Source organism: Clostridium isatidis (assembly GCF_002285495.1).
GTDB lineage: Bacteria > Bacillota > Clostridia > Clostridiales > Clostridiaceae > Clostridium > Clostridium isatidis.
In genome coordinates this window covers 58,394-83,589 of sequence record NZ_CP016786.1, presented here as the reverse complement: position 1 = coordinate 83,589, position 25,196 = coordinate 58,394, and the positions used below count along the sequence as shown (strand labels likewise).

23 protein-coding genes and 1 other annotated feature are annotated in these 25,196 nt (G+C 28.8%); of the genes, 7 read left to right on the top strand and 16 right to left on the bottom strand.

Annotated features, from left to right (window positions below):
- Positions 1–80: 80 nt before the first annotated feature.
- Positions 81–605 (bottom strand): spore maturation protein, encoded by a 525-nt coding sequence (locus BEN51_RS00380; protein ID WP_119864152.1) that lies wholly within the window; start codon positions 603–605, stop codon positions 81–83.
- A gap of 12 nt (positions 606–617) precedes the next feature.
- Positions 618–1,193: a nucleoside recognition domain-containing protein gene (locus BEN51_RS00375; RefSeq protein WP_119864151.1), complete on the bottom strand. Its 576-nt coding sequence runs from the start codon at positions 1,191–1,193 to the stop codon at positions 618–620.
- A gap of 129 nt (positions 1,194–1,322) precedes the next feature.
- On the opposite strand from BEN51_RS00375, the gene BEN51_RS00370 reads away from it, so the two are divergent.
- The gene (locus BEN51_RS00370) at positions 1,323–1,505 is read left to right on the top strand and encodes a hypothetical protein (protein ID WP_119864150.1); all 183 of its coding nucleotides are present in this window, start codon (positions 1,323–1,325) and stop codon (positions 1,503–1,505) included.
- Between the two features lie 398 nt (positions 1,506–1,903).
- Here the strand turns inward: BEN51_RS00370 and BEN51_RS00365 are convergent, their stop codons facing one another.
- Positions 1,904–2,902: a LacI family DNA-binding transcriptional regulator gene (locus tag BEN51_RS00365; protein WP_119864149.1), complete on the bottom strand. Its 999-nt coding sequence runs from the start codon at positions 2,900–2,902 to the stop codon at positions 1,904–1,906.
- Positions 2,903–3,054: 152 nt separating this feature from the next.
- Positions 3,055–6,171: an isoleucine--tRNA ligase gene (gene ileS, locus BEN51_RS00360; protein ID WP_119864148.1), complete on the bottom strand. Its 3,117-nt coding sequence runs from the start codon at positions 6,169–6,171 to the stop codon at positions 3,055–3,057.
- A gap of 161 nt (positions 6,172–6,332) precedes the next feature.
- Positions 6,333–6,571: a binding site (T-box leader), on the bottom strand.
- A 321-nt stretch (positions 6,572–6,892) separates the two neighbouring features.
- Here ileS and BEN51_RS00355 point away from each other — a divergent pair.
- Positions 6,893–7,111 carry a (2Fe-2S)-binding protein gene (locus BEN51_RS00355; RefSeq protein ID WP_119864147.1) on the top strand — a complete coding sequence of 73 codons (219 nt, stop codon included), beginning with the start codon at positions 6,893–6,895 and terminating at the stop codon, positions 7,109–7,111.
- 79 nt (positions 7,112–7,190) lie between these two features.
- Here BEN51_RS00355 and BEN51_RS00350 read toward each other — a convergent pair whose 3' ends face one another.
- From BEN51_RS00350 to mnmL, 3 genes are all read right to left on the bottom strand, one after another.
- Positions 7,191–7,373: a hypothetical protein gene (locus BEN51_RS00350; RefSeq protein WP_119864146.1), complete on the bottom strand. Its 183-nt coding sequence runs from the start codon at positions 7,371–7,373 to the stop codon at positions 7,191–7,193.
- A 309-nt stretch (positions 7,374–7,682) separates the two neighbouring features.
- A complete protein-coding gene (locus tag BEN51_RS00345; RefSeq protein ID WP_119864145.1) occupies positions 7,683–8,405 on the bottom strand; it encodes a 2-phosphosulfolactate phosphatase family protein in 723 nt (240 codons plus the stop codon).
- A 141-nt stretch (positions 8,406–8,546) separates the two neighbouring features.
- Entirely contained in the window at positions 8,547–9,470 is a 924-nt protein-coding gene (gene mnmL / locus BEN51_RS00340; protein ID WP_119864144.1) for a tRNA modification radical SAM protein MnmL/YtqA, read from the bottom strand.
- A 181-nt stretch (positions 9,471–9,651) separates the two neighbouring features.
- On the opposite strand from mnmL, the gene BEN51_RS00335 reads away from it, so the two are divergent.
- Positions 9,652–10,713 (top strand): YkvI family membrane protein, encoded by a 1,062-nt coding sequence (locus BEN51_RS00335; protein ID WP_119864143.1) that lies wholly within the window; start codon positions 9,652–9,654, stop codon positions 10,711–10,713.
- 97 nt (positions 10,714–10,810) lie between these two features.
- On the opposite strand, the gene BEN51_RS00330 is transcribed toward BEN51_RS00335, so the two are convergent.
- The 6 genes from BEN51_RS00330 to murI all read right to left on the bottom strand — a co-directional run bounded on the left by BEN51_RS00330 (position 10,811) and on the right by murI (position 16,708).
- The gene (locus BEN51_RS00330; protein WP_119864142.1) at positions 10,811–12,175 is read right to left on the bottom strand and encodes a peptidoglycan-binding domain-containing protein; all 1,365 of its coding nucleotides are present in this window, start codon (positions 12,173–12,175) and stop codon (positions 10,811–10,813) included.
- Positions 12,176–12,251: 76 nt separating this feature from the next.
- Positions 12,252–13,973 carry a S8 family peptidase gene (locus tag BEN51_RS00325; RefSeq protein WP_119864141.1) on the bottom strand — a complete coding sequence of 574 codons (1,722 nt, stop codon included), beginning with the start codon at positions 13,971–13,973 and terminating at the stop codon, positions 12,252–12,254.
- A 184-nt stretch (positions 13,974–14,157) separates the two neighbouring features.
- Entirely contained in the window at positions 14,158–14,841 is a 684-nt protein-coding gene (locus BEN51_RS00320) for a helix-turn-helix domain-containing protein (RefSeq protein WP_119864140.1), read from the bottom strand.
- Position 14,842: 1 nt separating this feature from the next.
- Positions 14,843–15,211, bottom strand: a complete 369-nt coding sequence (locus tag BEN51_RS00315) for a DUF3783 domain-containing protein (protein ID WP_119864139.1) — start codon at positions 15,209–15,211, stop codon at positions 14,843–14,845.
- Between the two features lie 15 nt (positions 15,212–15,226).
- Positions 15,227–15,751, bottom strand: coding sequence for a peptidylprolyl isomerase (locus tag BEN51_RS00310; RefSeq protein WP_119864138.1), 525 nt, complete (start codon positions 15,749–15,751; stop codon positions 15,227–15,229).
- 183 nt (positions 15,752–15,934) lie between these two features.
- Positions 15,935–16,708: a glutamate racemase gene (gene murI, locus BEN51_RS00305; RefSeq protein ID WP_119864137.1), complete on the bottom strand. Its 774-nt coding sequence runs from the start codon at positions 16,706–16,708 to the stop codon at positions 15,935–15,937.
- Between the two features lie 338 nt (positions 16,709–17,046).
- Here murI and BEN51_RS00300 point away from each other — a divergent pair, with 338 nt between their 5' ends.
- The gene (locus BEN51_RS00300; RefSeq protein WP_119864136.1) at positions 17,047–18,942 is read left to right on the top strand and encodes a type I glutamate--ammonia ligase; all 1,896 of its coding nucleotides are present in this window, start codon (positions 17,047–17,049) and stop codon (positions 18,940–18,942) included.
- Positions 18,943–19,147: 205 nt separating this feature from the next.
- Positions 19,148–20,230 (top strand): HD-GYP domain-containing protein, encoded by a 1,083-nt coding sequence (locus BEN51_RS00295; RefSeq protein WP_119864135.1) that lies wholly within the window; start codon positions 19,148–19,150, stop codon positions 20,228–20,230.
- 96 nt (positions 20,231–20,326) lie between these two features.
- Here the strand turns inward: BEN51_RS00295 and BEN51_RS00290 are convergent, their stop codons facing one another.
- A complete protein-coding gene (locus BEN51_RS00290; RefSeq protein ID WP_119864134.1) occupies positions 20,327–20,614 on the bottom strand; it encodes a hypothetical protein in 288 nt (95 codons plus the stop codon).
- Between the two features lie 189 nt (positions 20,615–20,803).
- Here BEN51_RS00290 and BEN51_RS00285 point away from each other — a divergent pair, with 189 nt between their 5' ends.
- Positions 20,804–21,535 (top strand): ABC transporter ATP-binding protein, encoded by a 732-nt coding sequence (locus BEN51_RS00285; protein ID WP_119864133.1) that lies wholly within the window; start codon positions 20,804–20,806, stop codon positions 21,533–21,535.
- Positions 21,528–22,709, top strand: coding sequence for an ABC transporter permease (locus BEN51_RS00280; RefSeq protein ID WP_119864132.1), 1,182 nt, complete (start codon positions 21,528–21,530; stop codon positions 22,707–22,709). Before BEN51_RS00285 ends, BEN51_RS00280 begins: the two co-directional genes overlap by 8 nt.
- Before the next feature lie 99 nt (positions 22,710–22,808).
- Here the strand turns inward: BEN51_RS00280 and BEN51_RS00275 are convergent, their stop codons facing one another.
- Both BEN51_RS00275 and BEN51_RS00270 read right to left on the bottom strand, forming a co-directional pair.
- On the bottom strand, positions 22,809–23,600 hold the full coding sequence (locus BEN51_RS00275; RefSeq protein WP_119864131.1) for an SDR family NAD(P)-dependent oxidoreductase: 792 nt from the start codon (positions 23,598–23,600) through the stop codon (positions 22,809–22,811).
- Between the two features lie 171 nt (positions 23,601–23,771).
- A complete protein-coding gene (locus tag BEN51_RS00270; protein ID WP_119864130.1) occupies positions 23,772–25,157 on the bottom strand; it encodes an NCS2 family permease in 1,386 nt (461 codons plus the stop codon).
- Between the last annotated feature and the right edge of the window lie 39 nt (positions 25,158–25,196).

Sequence of the window (25,196 nt, the reverse complement as noted above, 5' to 3'; positions counted from 1 at the left end):
TTCCTCCAACTTCCTTATCAAACATTAAAAATAGGCTATATTTTAAATATAGCCTATTTTTCCCTTAAATGCATTATTTATTATAAAAGAAATCTAGTTACTATAAAAACTGAAACAATAATGGCAGTTAAATCAGCTAAAATTGCTGCCCATAAAGTATGCCTTATCTTCTTTATTTGAACAGCTCCAAAATAAACTGTCAGGGTATAAAATATTGTTTCAGTAGTTCCCATAATTACAGATGATATAAGCCCTATTTTTGTATCCGGTCCATAATTTTTTAATATATCTGTTAATACTCCAATAGCTCCACTTCCTGATAAAGGCTTTATTAATATTAAAGGAATTACTTCCTTTGGAAGGCCTATTAAAGCACCTATTGGTGCTATTAAATCATTTAAAATATCTAATAATTTTGCCTCCCTAAAAATATTTACTGCTATAAGCATAGCTAGCAGATAGGGAAATATGTTTAAACAGACTTTTAAGCCTTCCTTTGCCCCTTCAATAAACCATTCATATACTTTTCTTCCCTTGAACATTCCATAAGTTGTGATTACTATAACTATTATAGGAATAATGCTCTTAGTTAAATACTGTAACATTAAAACACTCCTTTAAAAATACCTTTGTAATATTTTGCAATATATAGTTCCTGCAATTGCAGCTATTGTGCTAGCTGTTACTGCTGGAATTATTATTGCACCAGGATTGATGGAGCCTGTTGCAGCCCTAATGGAAATTACAGTTGAAGGAACAAGCTGTATACATGCAGCATTTAATACTAAAAATAAGGCCATATCGTTAGAGGCACGTCCCTCTTTCTTGTTTAGTCTGCTCATTTCCTCCATTGCCTTTATTCCAAAAGGAGTAGCTGCATTACCAAGGCCCATCATATTTGCAGTAATATTCATAACTATGGCTCCCAAAGCTTTTTCATCCTTCGCTGCTTCTTTAAAAAGACGCTTTAATATCGGTTTAAGGAGTTTTGCTAGCTTTTGAGTAAATCCACTTTTTTCTGCTACCTTCATTACTCCACACCAAAAACACATTATTCCTACTAATCCAATTATCAATGAAACTGTTGAATCTGCTGTTTTTATGATAGAATTTGAAATAATTTCTCCATTACCTGTAATTAATCCAACTAATATTCCTAAGAATATCATTATAAACCAAACATAATTTATCAAAATTTCACCCCTTACAAATTTCTTATACAATATATGCCTTGCATGAGAAATTTATTAGTGATAGGATAAATAATATAACTATTATTTGTTATGTTTAAAATTACAAAGGAGACATAAAAGGAGATATATATGAAGGAATCTAATTTAAAATTAGCTCAAAAAGAAATTGATGATGCTTTAGAAACAGTAGAAGAGATTGTAAATGTATTAGATAATGAAACAGAGAAAAAGATAATTAAAGAAAAATTTATTTTATTAAATAATAAACTTCAAGAATTAGAAAATATTTTGAAAGAAGAAGGAATCTTATAATTAAAATAAAAACAAAAAAACAACTTCTTTTGAAGTTGTTTTTTTGACCCATAACCCAATTTTAAAAAATTCTCTTTTACTCAATACCAAACTCTTCACCGAAAGTTGAAATTTGATGAAAACGTTTAATAACCTTTGAGAGTATTATATCATCTTTACTATTTTTTTGCAATAATTTATTTAAATTACAGCAAAAATTTTTACTGAAAATTGTAAGCAAACTAAAAATCAATATAAATTAAAGATGGAGCTGCAAAGACAGCCCCTTTATGTAAAATTTCACATTTAATTTTATAATCACTATAATATTTTGTACTGAAACAATTAGATATGTTTTCAGAAGCTCATTACAATTACTTCTGCTGACAACAACTCCATCTTTATATTTATATCAATTGTTATTTAGCACTTTCCCTCTCTATTAATTCATAATCAAGTACAAATTGTGATTGTTCTAAGCCTTTTTTATTTAATAATTTTATTAACATTCTCATAGCAACAGATCCCATATCATAACTTGGTTGCTTAATTGTTGTTATTTTAGGATAGAAAAGTTCTGCTATCTCATTGTTATTAAAGCCAACAACACTTACCTCTTCAGGGACCTTTTTACCTCTTTCCCTTAAGGCATTTATTACTCCAACAGCTAATTCATCTGACGCACATACTACTGCATCATAAGGCTTTTTGCTATTTTCAAAATGTTCAACAGCATCATAACCTGATTTTACTTTTAATCCTTTTGTAAATATAAGGTCTTCATCAAGCTCTAATCCATTATCTTTTAAAGCCTTTTCATAACCAATAAATCTATCTACCCAAGCATTTAAACTTTCCTTCTTAGCTCCAACAAAAGCAATCTTTCTTCTACCTTTATTTATAAGATAGTTTGTAATTTCTTCTGAAGCCTTTATATTATCTATTGTTACGCTTGGTAGTCTCTCTTCTTTATCCTTTGTTTCAACTAGAACAGTTTTTATATTTAGCTCATTAATTAAGTCTAATATCTCTGGTTGTAAGGAAGAACTCATATAAATAACTCCATCAACCATTTTTTCTCTAAGTACTCTTAAGTATTCCTTTTCCTTTTCATCATCAAAGTCTGAATTACACAATATTACATTATAATCGTAAATATTAGAAACATCTTCAGCGCCTCTAACGATTTCAGGATAGAAACCACTAGAAATATCTGGAACAAGTATACCTATGGTCTTTGTCCTTTGAGTTTTAAGACTTCTTGCTACTATATTAGGTCTATATCCAAGTTTGTTTATTGCATCTAATACTTTCTTTTTAGTATCTTCGTTTACAACGTCTATGTCATTTAAGACTCTAGAAACAGTAGCAATGGAAACACCCGCTTCTTTAGCAACATCCTTTATCGAAGTAGCCATACTTTCATCACTCCATTTTATTCAATTTCTTTATTACATTTTAAGTATAATTATACTATTTGTAAATAGCTATTACAATATTCTCATTTTTATACAAAAATTTTTAATATTTTGCATATTAAAAGGGCTGTCTAAGACGGCCCCTTTAATAATTATTTAATAACTTTAACTGTCATATTTAAACTTTCACCATTTACATTAACTTCTTTGTAATCAGCTTCAACATTTACAAGCACTTCTTCTGTTAAAGTTTCTTTTTCTATAAATTCTCTATTTCTATTAATGATATCTATTAACATATCATTATTAGCAACATATAATTTTATTTTATCTGCAACTTCAAATCCACTTTCTTTTCTCATGTTTTGAATTTTTGAAATTATTTCTCTTAAATGTCCTTCTTCTCTTAATTCAGGAGTAATATTTGTATCAAGAACAACTCCTATAGTACCTTCGCCTGCAAAAGCATAACCTTCCTTACCTTGCATTGTTACTAGTAAATTGTCCTTATCTAAAACTATTTCTACATCATTAACTACGATAGTTTCAATTCCTCCATTGTTAATCTTTTGGGCTAATTCCATTTGATTTCTTGAAGATATTTCTTTTCTAATTCCAGGAATTAACTTACCATATGCCTTTCCTAATACAGGTAAATTAGGTTTTACTTCAAAGTTAACATGTTCCGATAAGTCGGCTCCAAATTCAACTTCTTTAATATTAAGCTCATCTTTTATTATATCTCCATAATATTTAGGTAGAGAATTTGTTGAAATCTGCATTTTTGAAAGTGGCTGTCTATTTTTAATATTGGCACCATTTCTTGCACTTCTACCAAGTTGAACTATTGTATAGGCTAAATCCATTTCTTTTTCTAGATTTTTATCTATTTCTTTTTCATTTGCTTTTGGCCATGAACATAAATGTACACTTTCAATAGCATTCTTATCTAAATTAACAACTAAGTTTTGATAAATTTCTTCAGAGATAAATGGTACAAATGGAGCTATAACCCTTACTAAAGTAGTTAAAACTCTATATAGAGTAACATAAGCACCTATTTTTTCTTCTGTTAATTCTGATGACCAGAATCTTGACCTATTTCTTCTTACATACCAGTTAGATAATTCATCAGTAAATTTCTCAATAGCAAGAGCTGCTGGTGTTATTTGATATTCATCTAAGTCCTTTTCAACAGTTTTAATTAATGTATTTAACTTTGATAATATCCACTTATCCATTACATTTTCTGATTTAAAATCTTTATAATCTAATGGATTAAACTTATCTAAGTCTGCATATAAAACGTAGAAGGAATAAACATTCCATAAAGTACTTAAGAATTTTCTTTGAGCTTCAGCAACATCATCTATTGAGAATCTTGTTGGAAGCCATGGTGCACTTGCAGTGTAGAAATGCCATCTAGTAGCATCTGCTCCTTGAGAATCTAATACTTCAAATGGATCTACAACATTTCCCTTTGATTTTGACATCTTTAATCCCTTTTTATCTAACACGTGACCTAAAACTATACAGTTTTCAAAGGAATTAGTATCAAATAAAGCTGTTGAGATAGCTAATAAAGTATAGAACCATCCTCTTGTTTGATCAACTGCTTCTGATATAAATTGTGCCGGGAATCTCTTTTCAAATTCTTCCTTATTTTCAAATGGATAGTGTAACTGAGCGAAAGGCATTGATCCTGAATCAAACCAGCAGTCTATAACTTCATGAGTTCTATTCATTTTCTTTCCACACTTTGGACAATCTAAATGAACCTTATCAATATATGGCTTATGAAGTTCTATATCATCAGGAACATTATTACCCTTTTCCTTAAGCTCTGCTATACTTCCAATACATTCTCTGTGTCCACATTCACATTCCCAAATTGGAAGTGGTGTTCCCCAGTATCTATCTCTTGAAATACCCCAGTCAATAACATTTTCTAAGAACTTACCAAATCTACCTGTTCTTATGTTATCTGGATACCAATTTATTTTGTTATTATTTCTTAATAAATTATCTCTAAGCTTAGTCATTGCAACAAACCAGCTTTCTTTTGGATAGTAAAGAAGTGGTGTGTCACATCTCCAACAATGAGGGTATGAGTGAGTATGCTTTTCAGCTTTAAATAATTTATTTTCCTTATCTAAGTATTTAACTATATCATCGTCGCACTTTTTAACAAACTTTCCAGCCCATGGAGTTACTTCATCTATGAAGTTACCACTGGCATCAACTAAATTTATAAAAGTTATTCCATTTTTCTTAGCAACAAAGCTATCGTCTTCTCCATAAGCAGGAGCTATATGAACTATTCCTGTACCATCTGTTAAAGTTACATAATCTCCATGTATAACTTCAAAAGCTTTTCCTTCAACCTTTCCAAATGGTAATAATCTTTCATATTTAAGTCCTAATAATTCAGAACCCTTAAACTCTTTAATTACTTCATATTCTTCTCCTAATACTCTTGGAGCTAATTCTTTTGCTAATATATATACTTCATCAGAATCCTGAACTTTAGCTTCTATATAGTCATAAGCCTTATTTACACATAAAGCTAAGTTTGAAGGTAATGTCCAAGGAGTTGTTGTCCATGCTAATATATATTTATTATTTTCACCTTCAACCTTAAATTTAGCTATAGCAGTTAAGTCCTTTACATCCTTATAACCTTGTGAAACTTCATGAGAAGAAAGAGCAGTTCCACATCTTGGGCAATATGGCATAACCTTATGTCCCTTATATAAAAGACCTTTTTCCCACATTGTCTTTAAAGCCCACCATTCAGATTCAATATATGAGTTATGATATGTAACATAAGGATTATCCATATCTACCCAATAGCCTATTTGCTTAGTCATTTTTTCCCACATACTAACATAAGTAAATACAGACTCTTTACATTCGTGGATAAACTTTTCTACTCCATAATTTTCAATTTGCTCTTTTCCAGATATACCTAATTTCTTTTCTATTTCAAGCTCAACAGGAAGACCATGAGTATCCCAACCTGCTTTTCTTGTAACCTTATATCCCTTCATTACTTTATATCTAGGGATAGTATCTTTAATTACTCTTGTTATAATGTGACCAACATGAGGTTTTCCATTTGCTGTTGGAGGTCCATCATAGAAAGTAAAATACTCTCCATCTTGATTTGCATTAAGATTCTTTTTTATAATGTCTTTTTCTTCCCAAAGCTTTGCCACGTCATTTTCCATGCCTACAAAGCCTTTTGATAATTCAACCTTTTTATACATTTTTAAGCTCCCTTCCATTAGATATAATATTACTCTGCTCATTTTCATTTGGTTATATTTTTCATTATTAACCATAGAAACTTAATTATTCAGTCTTAGAAAGTTATACTGTCAACATTTAAGTTATATTGTTAATATATTTAAAATAAAAAAATCTTCGCCTAAAGGACGAAGAATCGCGTATACCACCCAAGGGATATAAGTTTTTAAATTAAAAACTTTAGTTTCGAGTACAATAATACTCTATTCCTTAACGCGGAATAACGTGATAAGCTTAATCGAAAACTCTTTCAGCCTCAGACTCCTAGGTGATTTTCTTTAGCCTTAACTGTGATTTTACACCAACCAATCACTCTCTTAAAGTATACAGCTAAATACTTTTCCTATTCATAGTCTTTAATCTTATTTAAAATCTAAACAATATTTGTCTATTATTATAAAGCAAAATAAGATTAAAGTCCATATTTAAGAATATTTTTATAAATTTCTCTAATAATAATTTTATAATTAATAAATTTTTAATTAATAAATTTTTAATTAATAATTTTATTATACTAGAAATAAAATCCCTTTGCTAATATTAACTAATAATTTTTATTAATTACTATTGACTTTTATTATTAATAATTGTATAATTTAATTATAAAAAATAAACATTAAATTTGTTTTTTATCCCCTTTATTTTCCTTAGTAAGTTTTTAAATCTTAGGAGGAAAACTAAATGGAAAATGAATTAAAGGAACAAGTCCTTGACAAAATTACAAAGGTTTGTATTTGCAAGGCTATACCAAGATCCAAAATTAAAGATGCCATTAAAGCCGGAGCATCCACTGTTAGTGAAGTTTCTAAAGCAACTGGAGCTTGTACTGGTGGCTGCAAAGGATACAGATGTATTCCGAAAATTGAAGCTTTAATAGATGAACATCTAAAAAACAGCTAATATAGTTCCCCCAAACTATATTAGCTATATAGATTATATCTCCCCTAAACCACCTGAAATATTCAGGTGGTTTTTTTATTTAATAAATTCTAAAGCTTATTCCATAATTTTTTACATTGTTATCAGGGACTTTAACATTATTTTCTTCTTTTTTAATATTATCCTTTGCATAAATAACTTCAGTATTAAGTTCATCAATAATTGATTCTATGTATTTTCTTACTCTTCTAGGGGTTGGTAATAAAATAGCCTTAAATATCATATAATTTCTCCTTTCTATATAAGTCTTACTATATTATATTTATATTACATTAGCTTTATGTAAATTAATTTATTAATGGACAATTTAAATAAAAAACTAAAAGGTAACTAGCCCTTAAATACTAGTTACCTTTTAGTGAAATAAATTCTTATTTTATAGGAGTATGTTTATATGTGTATTATTAAAATTGTGGACTTTTAATAATAACGAATCCTCTAATTGATATTGATTATCATTGTATTTTAATATTAAATGTTTTTATTATATTTGTCAACAAAAATCTTTAATATTTTATTCTTTTTTATTAATTTATTTTTCAATAGAATTTTTATATTTATTAAAATAAGGAACTATTTTTATTATGTCCTTTTTTATACAATAATATAAATCATTTTCTAAATTAAGACTTTTTAATATATTATAATGTTTTGCTTCTTTTATAAAATCTATAATATTAATATTATTTTCATATATTATTTTAGCTGTCTTTGAAATATCTGATAAATTACAGCAAGTTTCTCTGCAAAGTAAGCTTATCATATAGCCAGAGCAAATGTAATCATCCATAGAAAATTCACCGTTGGTTCCTGCATTTATAAATATTATATCTTCTTTTTCATTTTTTAATGCATCTACAACAGCTCTAGCATTTAGCATTGAAGCAATTAGTATCTTTTTTGCCTTTTTACTTAAATTTATTGCTCTTGTACCATTGGTAGTTGTTAAGATAATTGTCTTCCCTTCTATTTTTTCCTTTGTGTATTCTAATGGAGAATTAGTAAAATCAAAGCCATCAATCTTTACTGCCTTTCTCTCTCCACCAAGTAATGCTTCAATTCCATTGGCTTTAAGTTCTTCCTTTTTCTTAAGAGCCTCTTCTACCGTTAATATTGGTATAACCTCTTTAGCTCCATTATTTATAGCTGTTGCTATAACTGATGTAGCTCTTAACATATCTATTACAACTACAATCTTATTCTTCAAATATTCTTCGTTAATATGATTTGCTGATATAATAACATCTATATTCACATAACTCCCCTTCTCTCAGTTCAGAATTCACAGCTATTTTCTAATTGTTATTACCAATGCAAAACATTTAAAATAGCATAAGTTATAGAAACTGCCTAGTAGTTTCATCCAAAACTGTGACTACATACTGTGCAATGTAAACTACTTAAAGTTTTTTCCTTGCCATATATCATTATCCACTAAAGCCTTATCTATTGCATTTAACACTTCCCATTTTTTTAAGCTCCACATAGGTCCAATTAATAATTCCCTAGGTGCATCTCCTGTCAATCTATGTACTACCATATCTTCTGGTATTCTTGCTATTGCCTTACAAACTAAATCTATGTATTCATCTTGTTCTAGCAGTTTAAATTCTCCTCTTCTATATTGCTCTGCCATTTTTGTTTTTTCCATCAAATGAAGCAAGTGAAATTTTATTCCCTTTGCACCAGAATGAGCAATGTAATCTACAGTCTTCATCATATCTTCTTCGGTTTCACCTGGAAGACCAAAAATAGAATGTACTACAACTTCAATATTTCTATCTAATAATCTTTTTAGAGTATTATCAAAAACCTCAAAATCATAACCTCTATTAAAGCTTCTTGCAACTTCATCATTTACTGTTTGCAGCCCAAGTTCAACTATAAGATAGGTTTTTTCATTTATTTCTGATAATAAATCCAATACATCATCATCAATGCAATCTGGTCTTGTTGCTATAGACATAGCTACAACATTCTCTTGATTTAACGCCTCATAATACTTTTTTCTAAGAACATCTACTGGAGCATATGTATTAGTATAAGCTTGGAAATAAGCAATTAACTTCTGACTATGCCACTTCTTTTCCATCATTTTTCTTCTATCTTCAAACTGACTTGTTATCTCTAACCTTCTACTCCCAGCAAAATCTCCAGATCCCCTAGCACTGCAGAAAGTACATCCTCCTACTCCAACTTTTCCATCTCTATTCGGACAAGTAAAACCTCCATCTAAAGCTATTTTATATACTTTTTCATTAAATTTATTTCTAAGATAATAGTTAAAACTATGATATCTCTTACCATTCCATTCTTTCATATTTTCCTCCATAAAGTATAAGTACAAATTATAGTTTGTACCTTTTATTTTACTACATATCTAAAATATATTAAAACTTTTGGACAAAGCAAAATTTTCCATGTAAGTTTTCTATTTTGTAGAATAAAAACTCTGTTAAGAATATATATTTGTTAATATACAGGCTTTAGGGGGATGTTAAATGAAGGAAGATTTATCAAAGATTTTTCAAATAGCTTTTGTTTTTATTGGAACAATAGTTGGTGCTGGTTTAGCTTCTGGCCAAGAAATATTAAACTTTTTTACATCTTATGGTTTATCTAGTTTTATAGGTATTATTTTTTGCGGTTTCTTTTATATAATTATAGCTATAATTGCTTCTAAAATAAGTATTAAGTATAATTTAAATTCTTACGCTGAACTAATGAGTATTGTTAGTCCCAACATATTAGGAAAATTAACTAGTGTAATTACAACTTTATTTATGTTATCTAGTGCCTCAATCATTTTAGCTGGGAGTGGTGCTTTACTTAATCAATTTTTTGGTATTCCAAAACTTATTGGCTCTTTAATAATGATGACCGTTGCTATTTTCTTTTTATTAAGGGATACAAATGGTTTAATAGAAGTTAACTCCTTTATTGTTCCTATACTTATTTTCACTATAACATTAATCACTGTTTTATATTTTTTATTTTGTAAAGACATATTTTCTGTTGACTTTATAAATAAATTTGAGCCAAGAAAAACAGGTATAGTCCTATCAACTCTTCTATATTCAGCTTTTAATGCAACTTCTTCTTGTGGTGTAATAGTTCCTTTAAGCAATCAAATAAAAAAACCTAAAACCATGATTATAGGTGTAACATTAGGAGCTATTGGATTAGCAGTATTAAGTTTTATCATTAATCTTTTGTTAATGGTCAATCAACCCTATATCTATGAATATGAAATACCTCTATTATTAGTAGCTCAGAGATTTGGAACAATAATCCAAGCCTTGCTTCTTACAGTAATATTATTAGAAATGTTCTCAACTGAAATTTCAGATGTTTATTCAATAAGTAAAACTTTAAATAAAGTATTTAAAATTAAATTTAAAAATGCAATATTTTTAGTAATATTTATTGCATTTCCTATATCAACCTTAGGATTTTCTAATCTAATAAAAACACTATATCCTATCTTTGGCGCACTATGCCTTATTTTTATTAGTCAAACTATAATTTTTTATATAAAAAATAGAAAAACAATAAATGATTAAACAATAAACAGCATGTAGTTAGTAGTGCAGAGTATAACTCCACACTCCTAACTACTAACTACTAACTACTAACTCCTAACTACTAACTACTAACTAGTTAAATTTCATCTTTATATCTAAATTTAGGCACATTAGGATCGTATAAATTATCAAAAGATCTTGGAGGAATAAATATTCTATCTATAGTTTTTTTATTTCCCCTAAGTTCAGCTATTCTAGTTACTCCAACATATATATTAGAAATTTCATACCAAGTAGCATAATCTACAACCCCAGTTCTAGGCAAGTTAAAAACGCCCTGGAAAACTCTAACTGCTTCAGCAGTATTTTCTCCAAACTGACCATCTACTGCCACTTTTGGTATTAAAGGATAATTATCAGCGATTCTATTTAATTGTTCTTGAATAGTTCTAACTGGTGGCCCTGAAGATCCAATAGTTAACTCAAATCCCGGATAGGATTCTGGTATTCCTTGAACCTCATCAGCTCTGATTAATTCAATATTATTTCCATAAAAGTTTGTTAATATTTCATATGGCGTCCTTCCCTGATCTCCTAAGTATTTGCTTCCCCATTGAGTCATCCAACCTGGACATTGTACATTCTGCCCATCACAATATTGAGCTAAAAGAGGCTGCTTGCTATTAAATCTTCTGATATATGTGGCAAAAATATCATCAACTACTTTACTTATGCTATCAAAATAATTTCTACCATATATAAAAGCATGATCATAAGCAGTTGAATTTGTTATTTGAAAATTTTTTCCCTTGCCTCTATACCATTCAGTGAAAATTCTATTAAGGGTAAAAGATATTATAGCATATACATTAGCTCTTATTGTATTTTCTGGCCAAGTTGAATATATTTCACAAGATGCCACATTCTTTATATAATCCTTATAACGAACTCTATAATTAGGTGCATTTAGATTATTAGGTCCCCCTGCATGTACTACTATAAATTCAGGTATAACTGGTTCTGGTAATACAACCCCTGAAGTTGGTTCTGGGAGTGGCTTTTCCTCTTCTTCTGGAATTTTAGGAGGATAATTACCATTTAATACATTTGGACCAATATTAATAATTTCTGCTCTTTCAAAAAATCTATTTCTATTGATATCTATTAATGGAGAAACTTCTATCATGTTAGCTGGTTGTATTGCAGTTTGGTCTGGAAATACCTGACATCTATTTATTATTATACTTTCGAAGCCTTCCCTGTCTATCCTTATATCATACATACTATAAGGAACTTGTCCCAAAGGAGCCTGTGAATACTCAAGAGGTGGTGCATCAAGTTCTACTTCTTCTGTTTCTCCCATTGAATTAGTTGAAATAACTATATCTTGTCTCTGGGTTCCACTTCCAAAAGAAGGTCTTATTGTTATAGTAGCATTGTCTATAGGTATATAACTATCTCCTACAAAGGTCTGAATTTTTAATCTGCCTTTTGCAGCCATTTTTTACTCCTTTTTTATTTTTTCTTTAATTATTATATTCCTATATGCAATATTAGGTTCTAATTTTAATAGTTTATTACCTAGATTTTCTGACGCCTAAAGTATTAATAATATTCTCTATAGCCGCAAACAAACAAACTTCCCCATATCCCCAACTTGGATCAGGATATCTTATATCTGTTCTTGGTCTATTGGCAGAAACAACCAAATAATATTTTAATCTCTCACCATATAAAAATGGATCATTTCCTTTAATAATCCCCCATTCCATCATCAGTGCTGCTATTCCAGCTATATTAGGAGCTGCCATGGATGTTCCAGTCTTAGTATCAAAAGACTTATTTGGTGCAAGAGAAGAAATATTTTCTCCTGGAGCAACAAGATCAGGTCTTATTAATTGAAACATAGCTGGACGACCTCTTCCACTAAAGGATGATATATTATTAGTTATATAATTGTAACTTCCAACAGCTATAACATTTTCTACTGTCGCGGGTATTCCTAAAGTATTTAATACAGTTGGCTGTAAAAATCTAGTTCTAGTATTTAACCCCTCAGATATTGGCAGCCATATATCAAAAACTCCAGTGTATTGATTTAGCAAATTAATTCTAATACCCCACTGACCTGCAGATAAAAATTGAGCATTTGTTGTTATTGCAATTGATATTTCACCTAATAAATCAAAGGGCTTAGGTCCTGTATAATAAATCTGGTATCTATCTCTTCCTATAATCCCCTCACTATAGCCTTCTCTCACTATTATATCTCCGCTATTAAGTCCTGTAGGAGTTATTATTCTAATACTTAGATTTGCTAAAATAGGTTTATATAAATTAAATACTATTGCTCTCTCATCACCAGCTACATTTAAAAATATTGTTTGCTGTGGTTGAAGTTCTCCTCCAATATGATGGGCTGCATCTCCTTCATTACCTGCTGCAATTACAATAGTAATTCTCTCTAATGTTGCTACTGTTGATATATATTGTTCTAAAAGACTTTTGCCATTATGTGCTCCATCATTAGTACTTAAACTTATGTTTACAACAAGAGGCTTATTAAGTTCCTTTGACTTATCTACAAGAAATTTTAATCCTTTCATTATATTAGTACTAAGAGCATATTGTCCCCTTGTAGATTTAACCATAGCTATAGAACTTCTTGGTGCTACTCCATAATATTGTTCACTTATTCTTCCTCCAGCACAGGCAATCCCTGCTACATGGGTTCCATGCCCTGTTTGATCAAATGAAGGTACAACTGAAAATGGATCTTGACTTTGAAGTGCTAAATTTATTTGCTCTCTATCATATACAGCTCCACCTAAACTCAAATCATATATATAATCAATCCTAGTTGTTCCATCTTCATTCATAAATCCAGGATGAGTATAATCTATTCCAGTATCAATAAATCCTATTAAAACTCCTTCTCCTTCTAAATCAAATCTATCCCTTGCTTGAATAATGCAAGAAGCTCTATTACTTTGTGCATCAGTTGTAAATAAATTTTTGGGCAGTTCGATATATCTAATTGTCGGCACATTAGATAAGGCAATTAAGCTATTAATTGGTATATTTACTATACCAAAACCATATCCTAAATCCTCATATGTTCCTCCTAATCCTGATACAATTTCCTGCATTTCTGCTTCATTACTAGAGGTTAAAATTATAACTTCTATTCTATTTCCTTCAAGTAAACTTGGAGCAAAACTAATCCCTAATTTACCTGAAATACTAGCTGGAAGATTTTGAAGAAGACTTAATCCAGAACCTACATGATTTATCCCCATATTTTCCACTTTATCGCCCTACCTTCATCATTATTCATTAATATTAATATATGTAATTCAAAAAAAAAGTGATAAACATTTTAAAACTATAGAATAAAAATAAAGACGAAATCTCTTCATGTTTATACATGGAAAACTTCGTCTTCAATCATTATATTTTACATATTAGCTTTTACTTTTTATTTTAAAGTTTTATTTCTAACCTTACTAGTTTAGCAATAATATCTATTTCTTTTTGTTCAACAGTTTCTGTTAATAAACTTCCACCATTGCTTACAATTAATAATTTTGAATTTCCTAACGCCTTAATTTGTCTTATGGCTCTTTTCCCCTTATAATCGACTAAAAATATACCGTTATTTACTATTTCCTTTGTTAGATAAGCAAATGCTAAATCTCCCTTTAACATTCTAAATCCAGACATTTCATCATTCTCAATTTCTAGGTAAATAACCTTATCTTGAGCAAAACCTTCTATTTTGTTAGAATGTATAGGCATTTCTTTAAATCCCTTATTACTTGAAAGAGAATAATCGTAGATTGGTACATTTTTTAATACCGATGAAAAGGCATTAGTCCAAACTTGATCTAATTCATTATTTTTATTAATATTTCTTTTTGCAGCTGTTCCTCTCAAATTTTTCTTTTCTTCTTGTAATACCTCATCAGCAGCATTCATGCTTATATCATTAAAATCAGTATTTAATATCTTCGCTGCTTTTTCTATAAGACTTTCCGGTGCAACTCTTCTTCCAATTTCTACTTCATTAATGAACTTTTCTGCAACTCCTAATTTTTTAGCTAATTGCTTTTGACTTAATCCACTTTTTAATCTCGCTTCCTTTATTTTTTCTCCTACTCTACTCACCTTAAGCTCTTCCCTTCTGTTGCTTTAAAAACCATTCTCTTTCTTCTATTAAATGTTCAAGTAAATAACTAAGCTTCCAGTCTATAGAATGTTCTGTAACTGTTGCTAAAATTCCACCTTTAATATTTTCTCTAATCCTTCTTATTAAATCCCTTAATTCCTCATCAAAAAAATTATTAAAAAGTATAAGAGATTCATTATATTCCTTTGAATTAATAGTTTCAAATCTCAATCCCTTTAAAATATCTCTAACAGTCATTTCCATCATTTCTTTTTTTACATCTATTAGTTTATATCCTTCATCTGCTAAAAAATCTAATTTTTCTAAAGGTATATTATAAACTAATATACATTTATTATTATCTAACATATAACCCTCCTAAAATTATTCTTCTATTATTTCAGGCTCATCATAATTCTCACCAAAAGTGTCTACAGTAACTTTAACCATTCTTTGATCTTCATATGGTCTATCATAATAATCTCTCTTAGCTGATACTATTTTATCTGCAACTTCTATACCTTCAATAACTTTACCAAAGGCAGCATATTGTCCATCTAAATGAGGTGCATCTTCAACCATAATAAAGAATTGACTTCCAGCAGAATCTGGTATTATTGTTCTTGCCATTGAAAGAACTCCTCTAATATGTTTTAAATCATTTTTAAAGCCATTTCTTGAAAACTCACCTTTAATACTGTATCCAGGGCCTCCCATTCCTGTACCTTCTGGGCATCCCCCCTGAATCATAAAGCCAGGAATTACTCTATGAAATATTAAACCATCATAAAAACCTTTATTTATTAAGGATATAAAATTTCTTACTGTATTTGGAGCAATCTCTGGGTATAATTCAGCTTTTATTACTCCTCCATCCTCCATATTTATTGTTACAATTGGATTTTTCATAAAAATCTCCTTTCTCTCTACCTATGTTTTATATTTTCAACCAACATTCATATTAATAACAAAATCTCCCTGAATGTAAGTTTCACTTGATATTATGTTCATATTTTAATTGTAAATACAACTATTAAATTTTTTTATTTGAAATTATATATTATTTTATAATATCTTTCTAAAAATTATCATTTACATATTTAGTAATTTATAACTTAAATCAAGTACTTCCTTTTTGTTAGAAGAATTTATAATTTCTATATTAGCCTCTTTATCCTCATCATTTAATAAGTTCTGAATTCTTAATCGTCTTTGTATTTCCTTTGCAGTTCCATAACCACCATCAATAATATCAATTTTATCACCAAGAATTTTTGAAATTGTCTTTTTTACAAAAGGATAATGAGTACATCCTAAAACAACTGAAGCTATTTCTATATCATTATACTCATTTAATTTATTATGTAAATAATCCTCTACTTCTTGGCCTTCAAAATTTCCTTCTTCTATAAATTCTACTAATCCTGGACATGGTACAGGAATTATATTAGCTTTATCTTTATATCTTTCCATAAGATTATTAAACTTCTTTTCCTTTAAAGTCATGGAAGTAGCCATAATTAAAATACTTCCTTCTTTATTTAATTCAACAGCTGGTTTTAAAGCTGGTTCTATTCCAACTATAGGAATATTAGGATATTCCATTCTTAAAGCTTCAACTGCTGCACTAGTTGCAGTGTTGCAGGCTATTACAATACCCTTAACTCCCTTTCTTAATAGAAAATCAACTGCATCAAAAGTTAACTTTCTTACTTCATCTACAGTTCTTATACCATAGGGTGCATTTTTAGAATCTCCAAAATATATATAGTCTTCATTAGGCATTAACTTTAGAGCTTCCTTCATTACACTTAATCCACCTACTCCTGAATCAAAAAAACCAATAGGCCTTCTTCTATCGTCCAACTACCTCACTCCATTTTACTTAGTTCTATAATTATTTTATACTTTTATACTTTATAAATCTATATTTATTTAGTTCTTTATTGTTATATAAAAAATATTATTATAACTTTATTTTTTAGTTACATACTATATAAGTATTAATTTTGGTTTAGAATAAAAATATTTAACTAACTTTTTTATTTGAAAATAAATATATTATATTAAATTTATTAATAATCTAATTACTTTGTTAATCGTGTTGACATGCGAATCTCCGTATAATAAAATTTCTTTATAATTACAATCGCGAATGTTCAATTATGCCAACAACCCAATATTCGTATTTATAGGAGGATCATATGAAAGATTTAATTTTTACAATACCAAAATCAAAGCACACAAAAGAAGATCTTAAACTAATTTTTGAAGAACACCCTGAAATAAAATTTGTTTCTATAGTAGGAATAGATTTATCTGGAAATGATACGGACGAAAAAATCCCAGCAAGCCTATTTTTAAAAGATATCGATTCCTTTTTAAATGGAGTTGCAATACAAACTGATGGTTCTTCAGTTGTACTACCAGGTATAGCAACTTTAAATGATGCAAAAGTTGATATGGTCACTGATTTAGAAGCTAATTGGTTTGTTGATTACAATTTTGAGCATATAGATCTTGATACAAATAAACCTATTGGTACTCTTAGAATCCCTTCTTTCTTAATTCACAATAATGTAGCTGTTGATTCAAGAAATATCTTAAAATCAACCATAAAGACATTTAAAGAAAACTTACTAGATATTTTCAAAAAAAATCCGAAAACCCTAGAAGTATACGGAATAAAATTTGAAGATATAAAAGAAATTACAATGACTTCTGCAACTGAATTAGAATTTTGGGTAAGAACACCTAATGAAGAAGTTCACATAGAAGAATTATCCACTTCTCAAGTTTTACAAGAACAATATTGGACAAGAACAAAAGGTGCAGTTAGAACAGCTTTAGAAGAAGCTTTAATCTTAATGGAAAAGTACGGATTTGAACCAGAAATGGGTCATAAAGAAGTTGGTGGAGTTAAATCTAAGTTAGATGTTAATGGACAATTTAATCATATAATGGAGCAACTTGAAATAGATTGGAAATATTCAGATGCTATGCAAGCTGCTGATAATGAAATATTTGTTAAAATCTTAATTCAAGAAACCTTCAGACGTCATGGTCTTGATGTTACCTTTAAACCTAAGCCAATTGATGATGTAGCAGGTTCTGGAATGCATACTCACCTAGGTGTAAGTTTAAAATTAAATAATGGAAAAATAATAAACCTATTTGAAGGAAAGAAAGAAGATTTCTTAAGCAGCATTGGTTATGGTGCATTAATGGGAATATTAAAGAATTATGAAATTATGAATCCTTTTATTTCTACAACTAATGGTGCCTTAAAAAGGTTAAAACCAGGATTTGAAGCTCCAGTTTGTATAGTTACATCCCTTGGTGTATCTCCAAGTATTCCTTCAAGAAATAGAACTATACTAATAGGATTAATAAGAGATTTAGAAAATCCTTTAGCAACAAGATTTGAGCTTAGATCTCCAAATCCTCACTCAAATATTTATTTAGTTATGGCAGTTTCTTATCTATCTATGTTAGACGGAATTATTTATGCTCTTGAAAATAATAAAGAACCAAAAGAACTTTTAGATGAATTATCTAAAAAACCTGGTGATAAAGCTGATTATTTAGATAAGGACAGAGCTTATAGAAGCGAAGAAGATGTATTTGAATATTATACTGAAGATGAAAGAATAAAATATTTTGGAAAAGCACCAGCTACTATTTATGAAAATCTAATTAATCTTGATAAATATCCTGAAAAACTAAAAGTATTAAAAAGAGATGGTGTATTCAGTGAAAAACTAATTAATAGTTTCAAATTAGCTATAATTGCAAGATGGTCTACTGATGTTTGCCATAGAGTAATTAATAATCATGCTAACGAAATAAGATCATTTAAGAAATTACATGGAAGTGACGCTTTAGATTTAGATGTTTCAAATTGGATGGAAATAGACAACTTAAGAAAATATATAATGAAGGACACTTATACTAGCAAGAGTTTGTTCTCTAGAATAAAAAATGCACTAGTATCAAAAGATTATTCTTTAGCATCTGATTTATTTATTGAACTTGAAGATAAAATGATTAAATTAAGAAATCTTTATTTTAATTATACAAAAAACCTACTAGATATATAAAAATAAATAGTTTATGCTCACTTGGGAGCATAAACTATTTATTTTTTATTAATTTATTATAAAATAACTAATAATATTTAATAAATTCCAATTTTTAATTACCATTCTATATACTTATTACAATAATATATTTTCTAGTAAAAATTATATTATTTTTTACTAAAAATTGATATAATGTAGATAAAAGTGTAACAGAGGTGAAAATATGAAACTTGTTCCTTTAAAAGAAGTCAAACCTAATTCATACCTTGCAAAAACTTTATACGATTCTGAAGGAAGAGTTTTATTAAATTGTGGGGCTCAACTTAATAAAAACATAATTCAAAAACTAATAAAGTTCGAAATAAATTATCTATATATAACTGAAAATAGTTATAATCCTGAAATTAAGCTTATTATAAAAAATGAGCTTCGTGATAAATGCCTAAAAACATTAAAGAATACTTTTAATGTTTTTCAAAAAAATACAATGCCTACAAGGGAAAACGATTCACTAAAGACTATTGTTTTGTTAGCTGAAGAATTATTAGAAAATATACTATCAAATGATGATCTAGTATATTTTCTATCAAATATAAAAAAATCAATTCCAAATATATATGATCACAGTCTTAATATAACAATTATATCCTTAATTGTAGGGATAGGGCTAAAACTTTCTAAAAATGATTTATTAAGTCTATGTATCGGTGCATTATTACATGATATTGGAAAAAGCTTTATAGATAAAGATATAATAGAAAAGGACAGCCCTCTGACTTTACAAGAATATGATATTTTAAAGGAGCATTGTGAAAAAGGATATAATTATTTAAAAGATATAGATTTTCTTTCAATTGACAGCAAAGCTATTATACTTCAACATCATGAAAGAATTGATGGGTCAGGATATCCTAGAGGCTTAGTTGGAAACCAAATAAACTACTTAGCTAGAATAGTGGCTATTTCAGACGCTTATGATGCTCTCACTTCTGAACAAAACTATATGTCATCATTATCAGCAAGTGATGCCCTTGAATATATAATGAGCAATGCTGGTACGCTATTTGACTTTGAAATTGTAAAAGTCTTTTCTAAAGTAGTTGTGCCTTTTCCTAATGGAACTATTGTTAAACTAAGCACCGGGGATATTGGGATGGTCACAGAAACTTTAAGAAATTTTCCTTTGAGACCAAAGGTAAAAATAATAAAGAGCAATAAGAGTAATATGGAAGGTAAAGTTATAAATTTAATAGATAATTTATCTATTGTTATATCTGAAACTTATAAAAACAATTTTAGCTATTAAGAATTTTATACTAATGATAAATAAACTCAAATAAAAGAAGCTTTTACATAAAACTATTTATGAAAAGCTCCTTTTTATTATATTTAAAACTACTCTTTATATAAATGCTGGAATTTGAACAGTATCAAAATCTTGAATATGTACATCTTTTTCTAAAATACTATATCTTTTTTTATTGATATTCCTCGAATTACTATCTATAAAATCTTCAGCTTCTTTCATACTATTTGCTTTGAATATGAAGGTCCATCCATTTTTGTCATACTTACCTGTACAAATTAGGTACTTTTTATCATCACTTTTTTTATTATATCTATCTACTATTAAACTCTTAAACTCACCAATAGTTTTATAATTTAATTTAACAAAAACCTCATTCTCCATAAAATAACCTCCACACAAACATAAGTTCTATATTATTATATTATAAGAACATATGTTTTATGTCAATATTTTTTTATATTTTTAACAATTTTTTATTCTTAATATTGTAATATTTTCTCTAAATCATCGATTACTAATTTTTGTAATTTGTGCTATAATAACTTTATTACTTTATAAAGGAGGAAAATAATGCTTACCCTAGAAAATGTAACAAAAAGCTTCAAAAAGACAACAGTTGTTAATAATCTAACATTTTCAGTAAGACCTGGGGAAATAGTTGGCCTACTAGGTGAAAATGGTGCTGGTAAAACTACTACTCTAAGAATGATTTCTACTATGCTTAAAATAACATCAGGTAATATTAAAGTTAATGATATTAATGTAAAAGAAAAACCTGCCGATGTCAGAAAAAACATTGGTATTCTTTTTGGCGGTGATGTAGGTCTTTATGATAGATTAACTGGTAGAGAAAATATAAGATATTTTGCAAGTCTTTATGGAATGAGTAAAGATGAAGCTAATAAAAGGGTTGATGAGTTAGCAGAAAGCTTTGGAATGAAGGAATATATAGACAAGCCTGTAGGAAAATATTCAAGAGGTATGAAGCAAAAAATCTCAATAGCAAGATCTATAGTCCATAATCCATCTGTTATGCTATTTGATGAACCAACAACCGGCTTAGATGTAAGTGCTGCAAAAATTGTTCAAGACTTTATTCTTCAATGCAAAAAAGAAGGAAAAACAATTTTATTCTCTAGCCACTCCATAAAAGAAGTAGAAAAATTATGCGATAGAGTTGTAATAATAAATAAGGGAAACTTATTAGAAAATTGCACCCTTGAAGAATTAAAAGAAAAACATAATGATGATAATATTGAAGAAATCTTCTTAAAGATTATAGGAGGTGAAGCAAATGAATAATTTTATAACAATTCTAAAAAAAGAGTTGTTAGATATATTTAGAGATAAGAAAACATTAATATTAACAATCTTTTTACCTATAATAATATATCCTGCTATGTTTAGCTTTATGTCATCATCTATAAATAACCTCCAAGATGAGGCCGAAAAAGAGATAAATATTTATATTGAAGGAGATAGCAGCTCTAGCGTTGCTGATGCTATATTATCTATTCCAGCTGTTAATTTAGTAAAAACAGATACTCCTCAAGAGTTATTAAAAAAAGGAGATATACAACTTATAATTCAAATTCCTGATAAATTTGATGATAATATTATGGCAGGTAAAAACGATAAAATTACTATTTTAATAGATGAAGAATCAAATAAGTCTATGATTGCAGAATCTATGATTAATGAAATTCTTGAAGGTTATAAAAATAACTTGGTTGCTCAAAGATTAGCGGATTCAGGCTTAGATACATCAATTTTATCTCCTTTTACTTTAGAAGTTAAGTCTGGAATTAATGAAGGTGAAGATGCCAATAGTTTTTCTTCTATGATGATGTCCATGCTGCCAACCTTAATAATTATATTAATGATTTCTTCAACTATTGGAATGGCGGCTGATTTAGGTGCTGGAGAAAAAGAAAGATTTACTTTTGAACCACTATTATCTACATCTGCCAACCGTTCCTCAATAATTACTGGTAAAATAGTAGCTTTATGCGTTGTTGCCTTTATATCTCTAGTAGCTAATGTATTTGTAATGGCCTTTTCAATGGGTAAATTTATGAACTTTGGAGGAGAAGTAGATATAAATATTAATCTTTATTCTATCTTAGGTATGCTATTAATTGGAGTATTAGTTTTAATATTCTTAGCAACACTACAAATTTCAATAAGTATTTATGCAAGATCAACAAAAGAAGCAAATTCATATTTAGCTGCAGTAACTATGCCTTCTATGCTTCTAGCATTTATTCCATATATGGCTGATGCTAAATCAATAAATCCAGCATTTTTCAATATTCCTATCACAAATTCTATCTGCCTAATGAAGGAATTTATTGTTGGAATATATGACTTCAAACATATATTAATGGTAGTCTGCTGGCATTTATTCTATATTCTTATTTCTATTGCATTTGCTAGATTCATGTTCTCTAGAGAAGAAGTTATATTTAGAACTTAATTAAGCAATAAATGCTTAAAAACAAAAAGTCATACACAAACAAATTTGTTGTATGACTTTTATCCTTTTAAACTCTTAACTCCTAACTCCACACTGTATTTAGTTTTCCTTATTCATAAATAAAATTATCTTTCTTGATAAAGACCTTGGCATAAGTTTATTTAAAAATACCATTAACTTATTTTTAAAACCAGGTATTATTATTAACTTTCCTTTATTGAAATCCCTATAAGCTATTCTTGCTACATCCTTAGGCAACATTAAGTTTTTCTTTGCTATTTCCTTCTTCTTTATTCCTGCCCTATCTTGGAATTCTGTTTTTACTGCTCCTGGACATAAGCAGCTTACTTTAATTCCCCTATCCCTTACTTCTTCATAAAGAGCCTCTGTAAAATTAAGAACATAAGCTTTAGATGCATAATAAACAGCCATCTTTGGACCTGCACAAAAGGCTGCTGTTGAAGCAACATTTAATATTGCTCCTTCTCCATTTTCTATCATTGAAGGCAGAATCAATTTAGTAAGTTTCGTTAAGGCCTTAATATTAATATCTATTAGCTTCATTTCTTCTTCTAGGTCTATTTCAGCAATATATCCAAAAGTACCTACTCCTGCATTATTTATTAAAACATCAACGGTTAGATTTTTTCTATTTATATAATTTATTATTTCCTCGCAAGAATTATCAAGAGCTAAATCTAAAGCTAATATATGAATATTAACATTATATAATAAATTAAGCTCATATTTTCTCTCCTCTAATTTAGCCTTATTTCTTGCTATTAATATTAAATTATACCCCTCCTCAGCATATAGTTTTGCTAATTCATATCCTATTCCTGTAGTAGCACCTGTTATTAATACACAGCTCCTACTATCATGCTTCCCCATAAAAAATCCTCCATTTATATTTAAATAATTAACTTTAATTTTCAATATATCATATTGTTATAAAAATATAAATATTATTCAATATGAATGATATCCTTAAAAATAAAAAAGCTGTATCAAATTGATTTTAAATCACTTGATACAGCCCTTACTAAGTGTTAATATAAATTTTTAGCTTAATGCTTGAATGAAGGAGTTTAATAAGAATAATAAAGTAACTATATACATTATAGGATGAACATCCTTTGCTTCCTTTTTAAATATTTTAACTATACAATAACCTATAAATCCTGCTGCAATACCATTTGTTATGCTGAAAGTGAAAGGCATAAATGTTACTACAAGGAAAGCTGGAACGGCAACTTCAAATTCGCCCCATTCAATATTTTTAATAGAATCCATCATTAAAACTCCAACTACGATTAATGCTGGTGCTGTTGCTGCTCCTGGTACCATACCTATAATTGGTGATAAGAATAAAGATAATAAGAATAATACCGCTACTGTTACAGATGTTAAACCTGTTCTTCCACCTTGACCTATACCTGCTGCACTCTCTACATAAGTAGTTGTATTACTTGTACCTAATAATGCACCTGTTGAAGTTGCTATAGCATCTGCAAATAATGCTTTATCAAGTCTAGATTTAGAACCTACTCCTTCGTTAAATAGTTTTTCATCTTCTGCATCGAATATTCCTGCTTTTCTTCCTGTTCCTAGGAATGTTCCTATTGTATCAAAAGTATCTGATAATGAAAAGGAGAATATTGTTGTAAGAACTAGGAATATCTTTGATGGATCACTAAATAATCCTGCAATATCTAATTTTAAGAATGTAGGTGATAAACTTGGAACTCCAAAATCTATTGAAGAAAAATCTGGCACTTGAGTAACACCATTAAAAATACCTATTATTGTTGTTAAAATTATTCCAATTAAAATTGATCCCTTAACATTTAATAACATCAGTATTATTGTTATTATTAAACCTATTAATGCTAATACTGCTACTGGATCTTTAAAAACAGTAAGAGATGGTACTGCATCAAAATATACTGCACCTTCTGCAATAGCATTAGCTGGTTCAACAGTAAAGTTAATAAAACGAGCTGATTTAAGTCCTAAATAAGCTATAAATAAACCTATACCACCAGATATAGCATATTGAAGTGATTCTGGAATAGCTTGTATTATCATTTTTCTTAATTTAGTAGTAGTTATTATAATATTAATAATTCCGCAAATAAAAACCATAGCTAAGGCTTGTTGCCAAGTAAAGCCAAGTCCTAATACTACTGTAAAAGTAAATAATGCATTTAATCCCATTCCTGGTGCTTGTGCAAAAGGAACATTAGCTACTAATCCCATAACTAAAGTACCTATAGCTGATGCAAGAATTGTTGCTACAAATACAGCACCCTTGTCCATACCAGTTAAAGATAACATTGATGGATTTACAAATAATATGTATGCCATAGTTAAGAAAGTAGTTAACCCTGCTGACAACTCTGTTTTTAAGTCAGTTCCGTTTTCCTTAAGTTTAAAAAACTTTTCCATAATTGCCTCCTCGTATCAACGAATATTACATTAGCATAA

What these genes read in the sequence shown, in the direction of transcription:
- BEN51_RS00285 (WP_119864133.1), top strand. Translation starts at nt 20,804, where the DNA reads ATGCTTACCCTAGAAAATGTAACAAAAAGCTTCAAAAAGACAACAGTT.
- BEN51_RS00310 (WP_119864138.1), bottom strand. Translation starts at nt 15,751, where the DNA reads ATGAAAAATCCAATTGTAACAATAAATATGGAGGATGGAGGAGTAATA.
- BEN51_RS00370 (WP_119864150.1), top strand. Translation starts at nt 1,323, where the DNA reads ATGAAGGAATCTAATTTAAAATTAGCTCAAAAAGAAATTGATGATGCT.
- mnmL (WP_119864144.1), bottom strand. Translation starts at nt 9,470, where the DNA reads ATGAAAGAATGGAATGGTAAGAGATATCATAGTTTTAACTATTATCTT.
- BEN51_RS00350 (WP_119864146.1), bottom strand. Translation starts at nt 7,373, where the DNA reads ATGATATTTAAGGCTATTTTATTACCAACCCCTAGAAGAGTAAGAAAA.
- BEN51_RS00315 (WP_119864139.1), bottom strand. Translation starts at nt 15,211, where the DNA reads ATGTTAGATAATAATAAATGTATATTAGTTTATAATATACCTTTAGAA.
- BEN51_RS00290 (WP_119864134.1), bottom strand. Translation starts at nt 20,614, where the DNA reads ATGGAGAATGAGGTTTTTGTTAAATTAAATTATAAAACTATTGGTGAG.
- BEN51_RS00300 (WP_119864136.1), top strand. Translation starts at nt 17,047, where the DNA reads ATGAAAGATTTAATTTTTACAATACCAAAATCAAAGCACACAAAAGAA.
- BEN51_RS00355 (WP_119864147.1), top strand. Translation starts at nt 6,893, where the DNA reads ATGGAAAATGAATTAAAGGAACAAGTCCTTGACAAAATTACAAAGGTT.
- BEN51_RS00330 (WP_119864142.1), bottom strand. Translation starts at nt 12,175, where the DNA reads ATGGCTGCAAAAGGCAGATTAAAAATTCAGACCTTTGTAGGAGATAGT.
- BEN51_RS00275 (WP_119864131.1), bottom strand. Translation starts at nt 23,600, where the DNA reads ATGGGGAAGCATGATAGTAGGAGCTGTGTATTAATAACAGGTGCTACT.
- BEN51_RS00365 (WP_119864149.1), bottom strand. Translation starts at nt 2,902, where the DNA reads ATGGCTACTTCGATAAAGGATGTTGCTAAAGAAGCGGGTGTTTCCATT.
- BEN51_RS00325 (WP_119864141.1), bottom strand. Translation starts at nt 13,973, where the DNA reads ATGGGGATAAATCATGTAGGTTCTGGATTAAGTCTTCTTCAAAATCTT.
- BEN51_RS00295 (WP_119864135.1), top strand. Translation starts at nt 19,148, where the DNA reads ATGAAACTTGTTCCTTTAAAAGAAGTCAAACCTAATTCATACCTTGCA.
- BEN51_RS00380 (WP_119864152.1), bottom strand. Translation starts at nt 605, where the DNA reads ATGTTACAGTATTTAACTAAGAGCATTATTCCTATAATAGTTATAGTA.
- BEN51_RS00335 (WP_119864143.1), top strand. Translation starts at nt 9,652, where the DNA reads ATGAAGGAAGATTTATCAAAGATTTTTCAAATAGCTTTTGTTTTTATT.
- BEN51_RS00280 (WP_119864132.1), top strand. Translation starts at nt 21,528, where the DNA reads ATGAATAATTTTATAACAATTCTAAAAAAAGAGTTGTTAGATATATTT.
- ileS (WP_119864148.1), bottom strand. Translation starts at nt 6,171, where the DNA reads ATGTATAAAAAGGTTGAATTATCAAAAGGCTTTGTAGGCATGGAAAAT.
- BEN51_RS00270 (WP_119864130.1), bottom strand. Translation starts at nt 25,157, where the DNA reads ATGGAAAAGTTTTTTAAACTTAAGGAAAACGGAACTGACTTAAAAACA.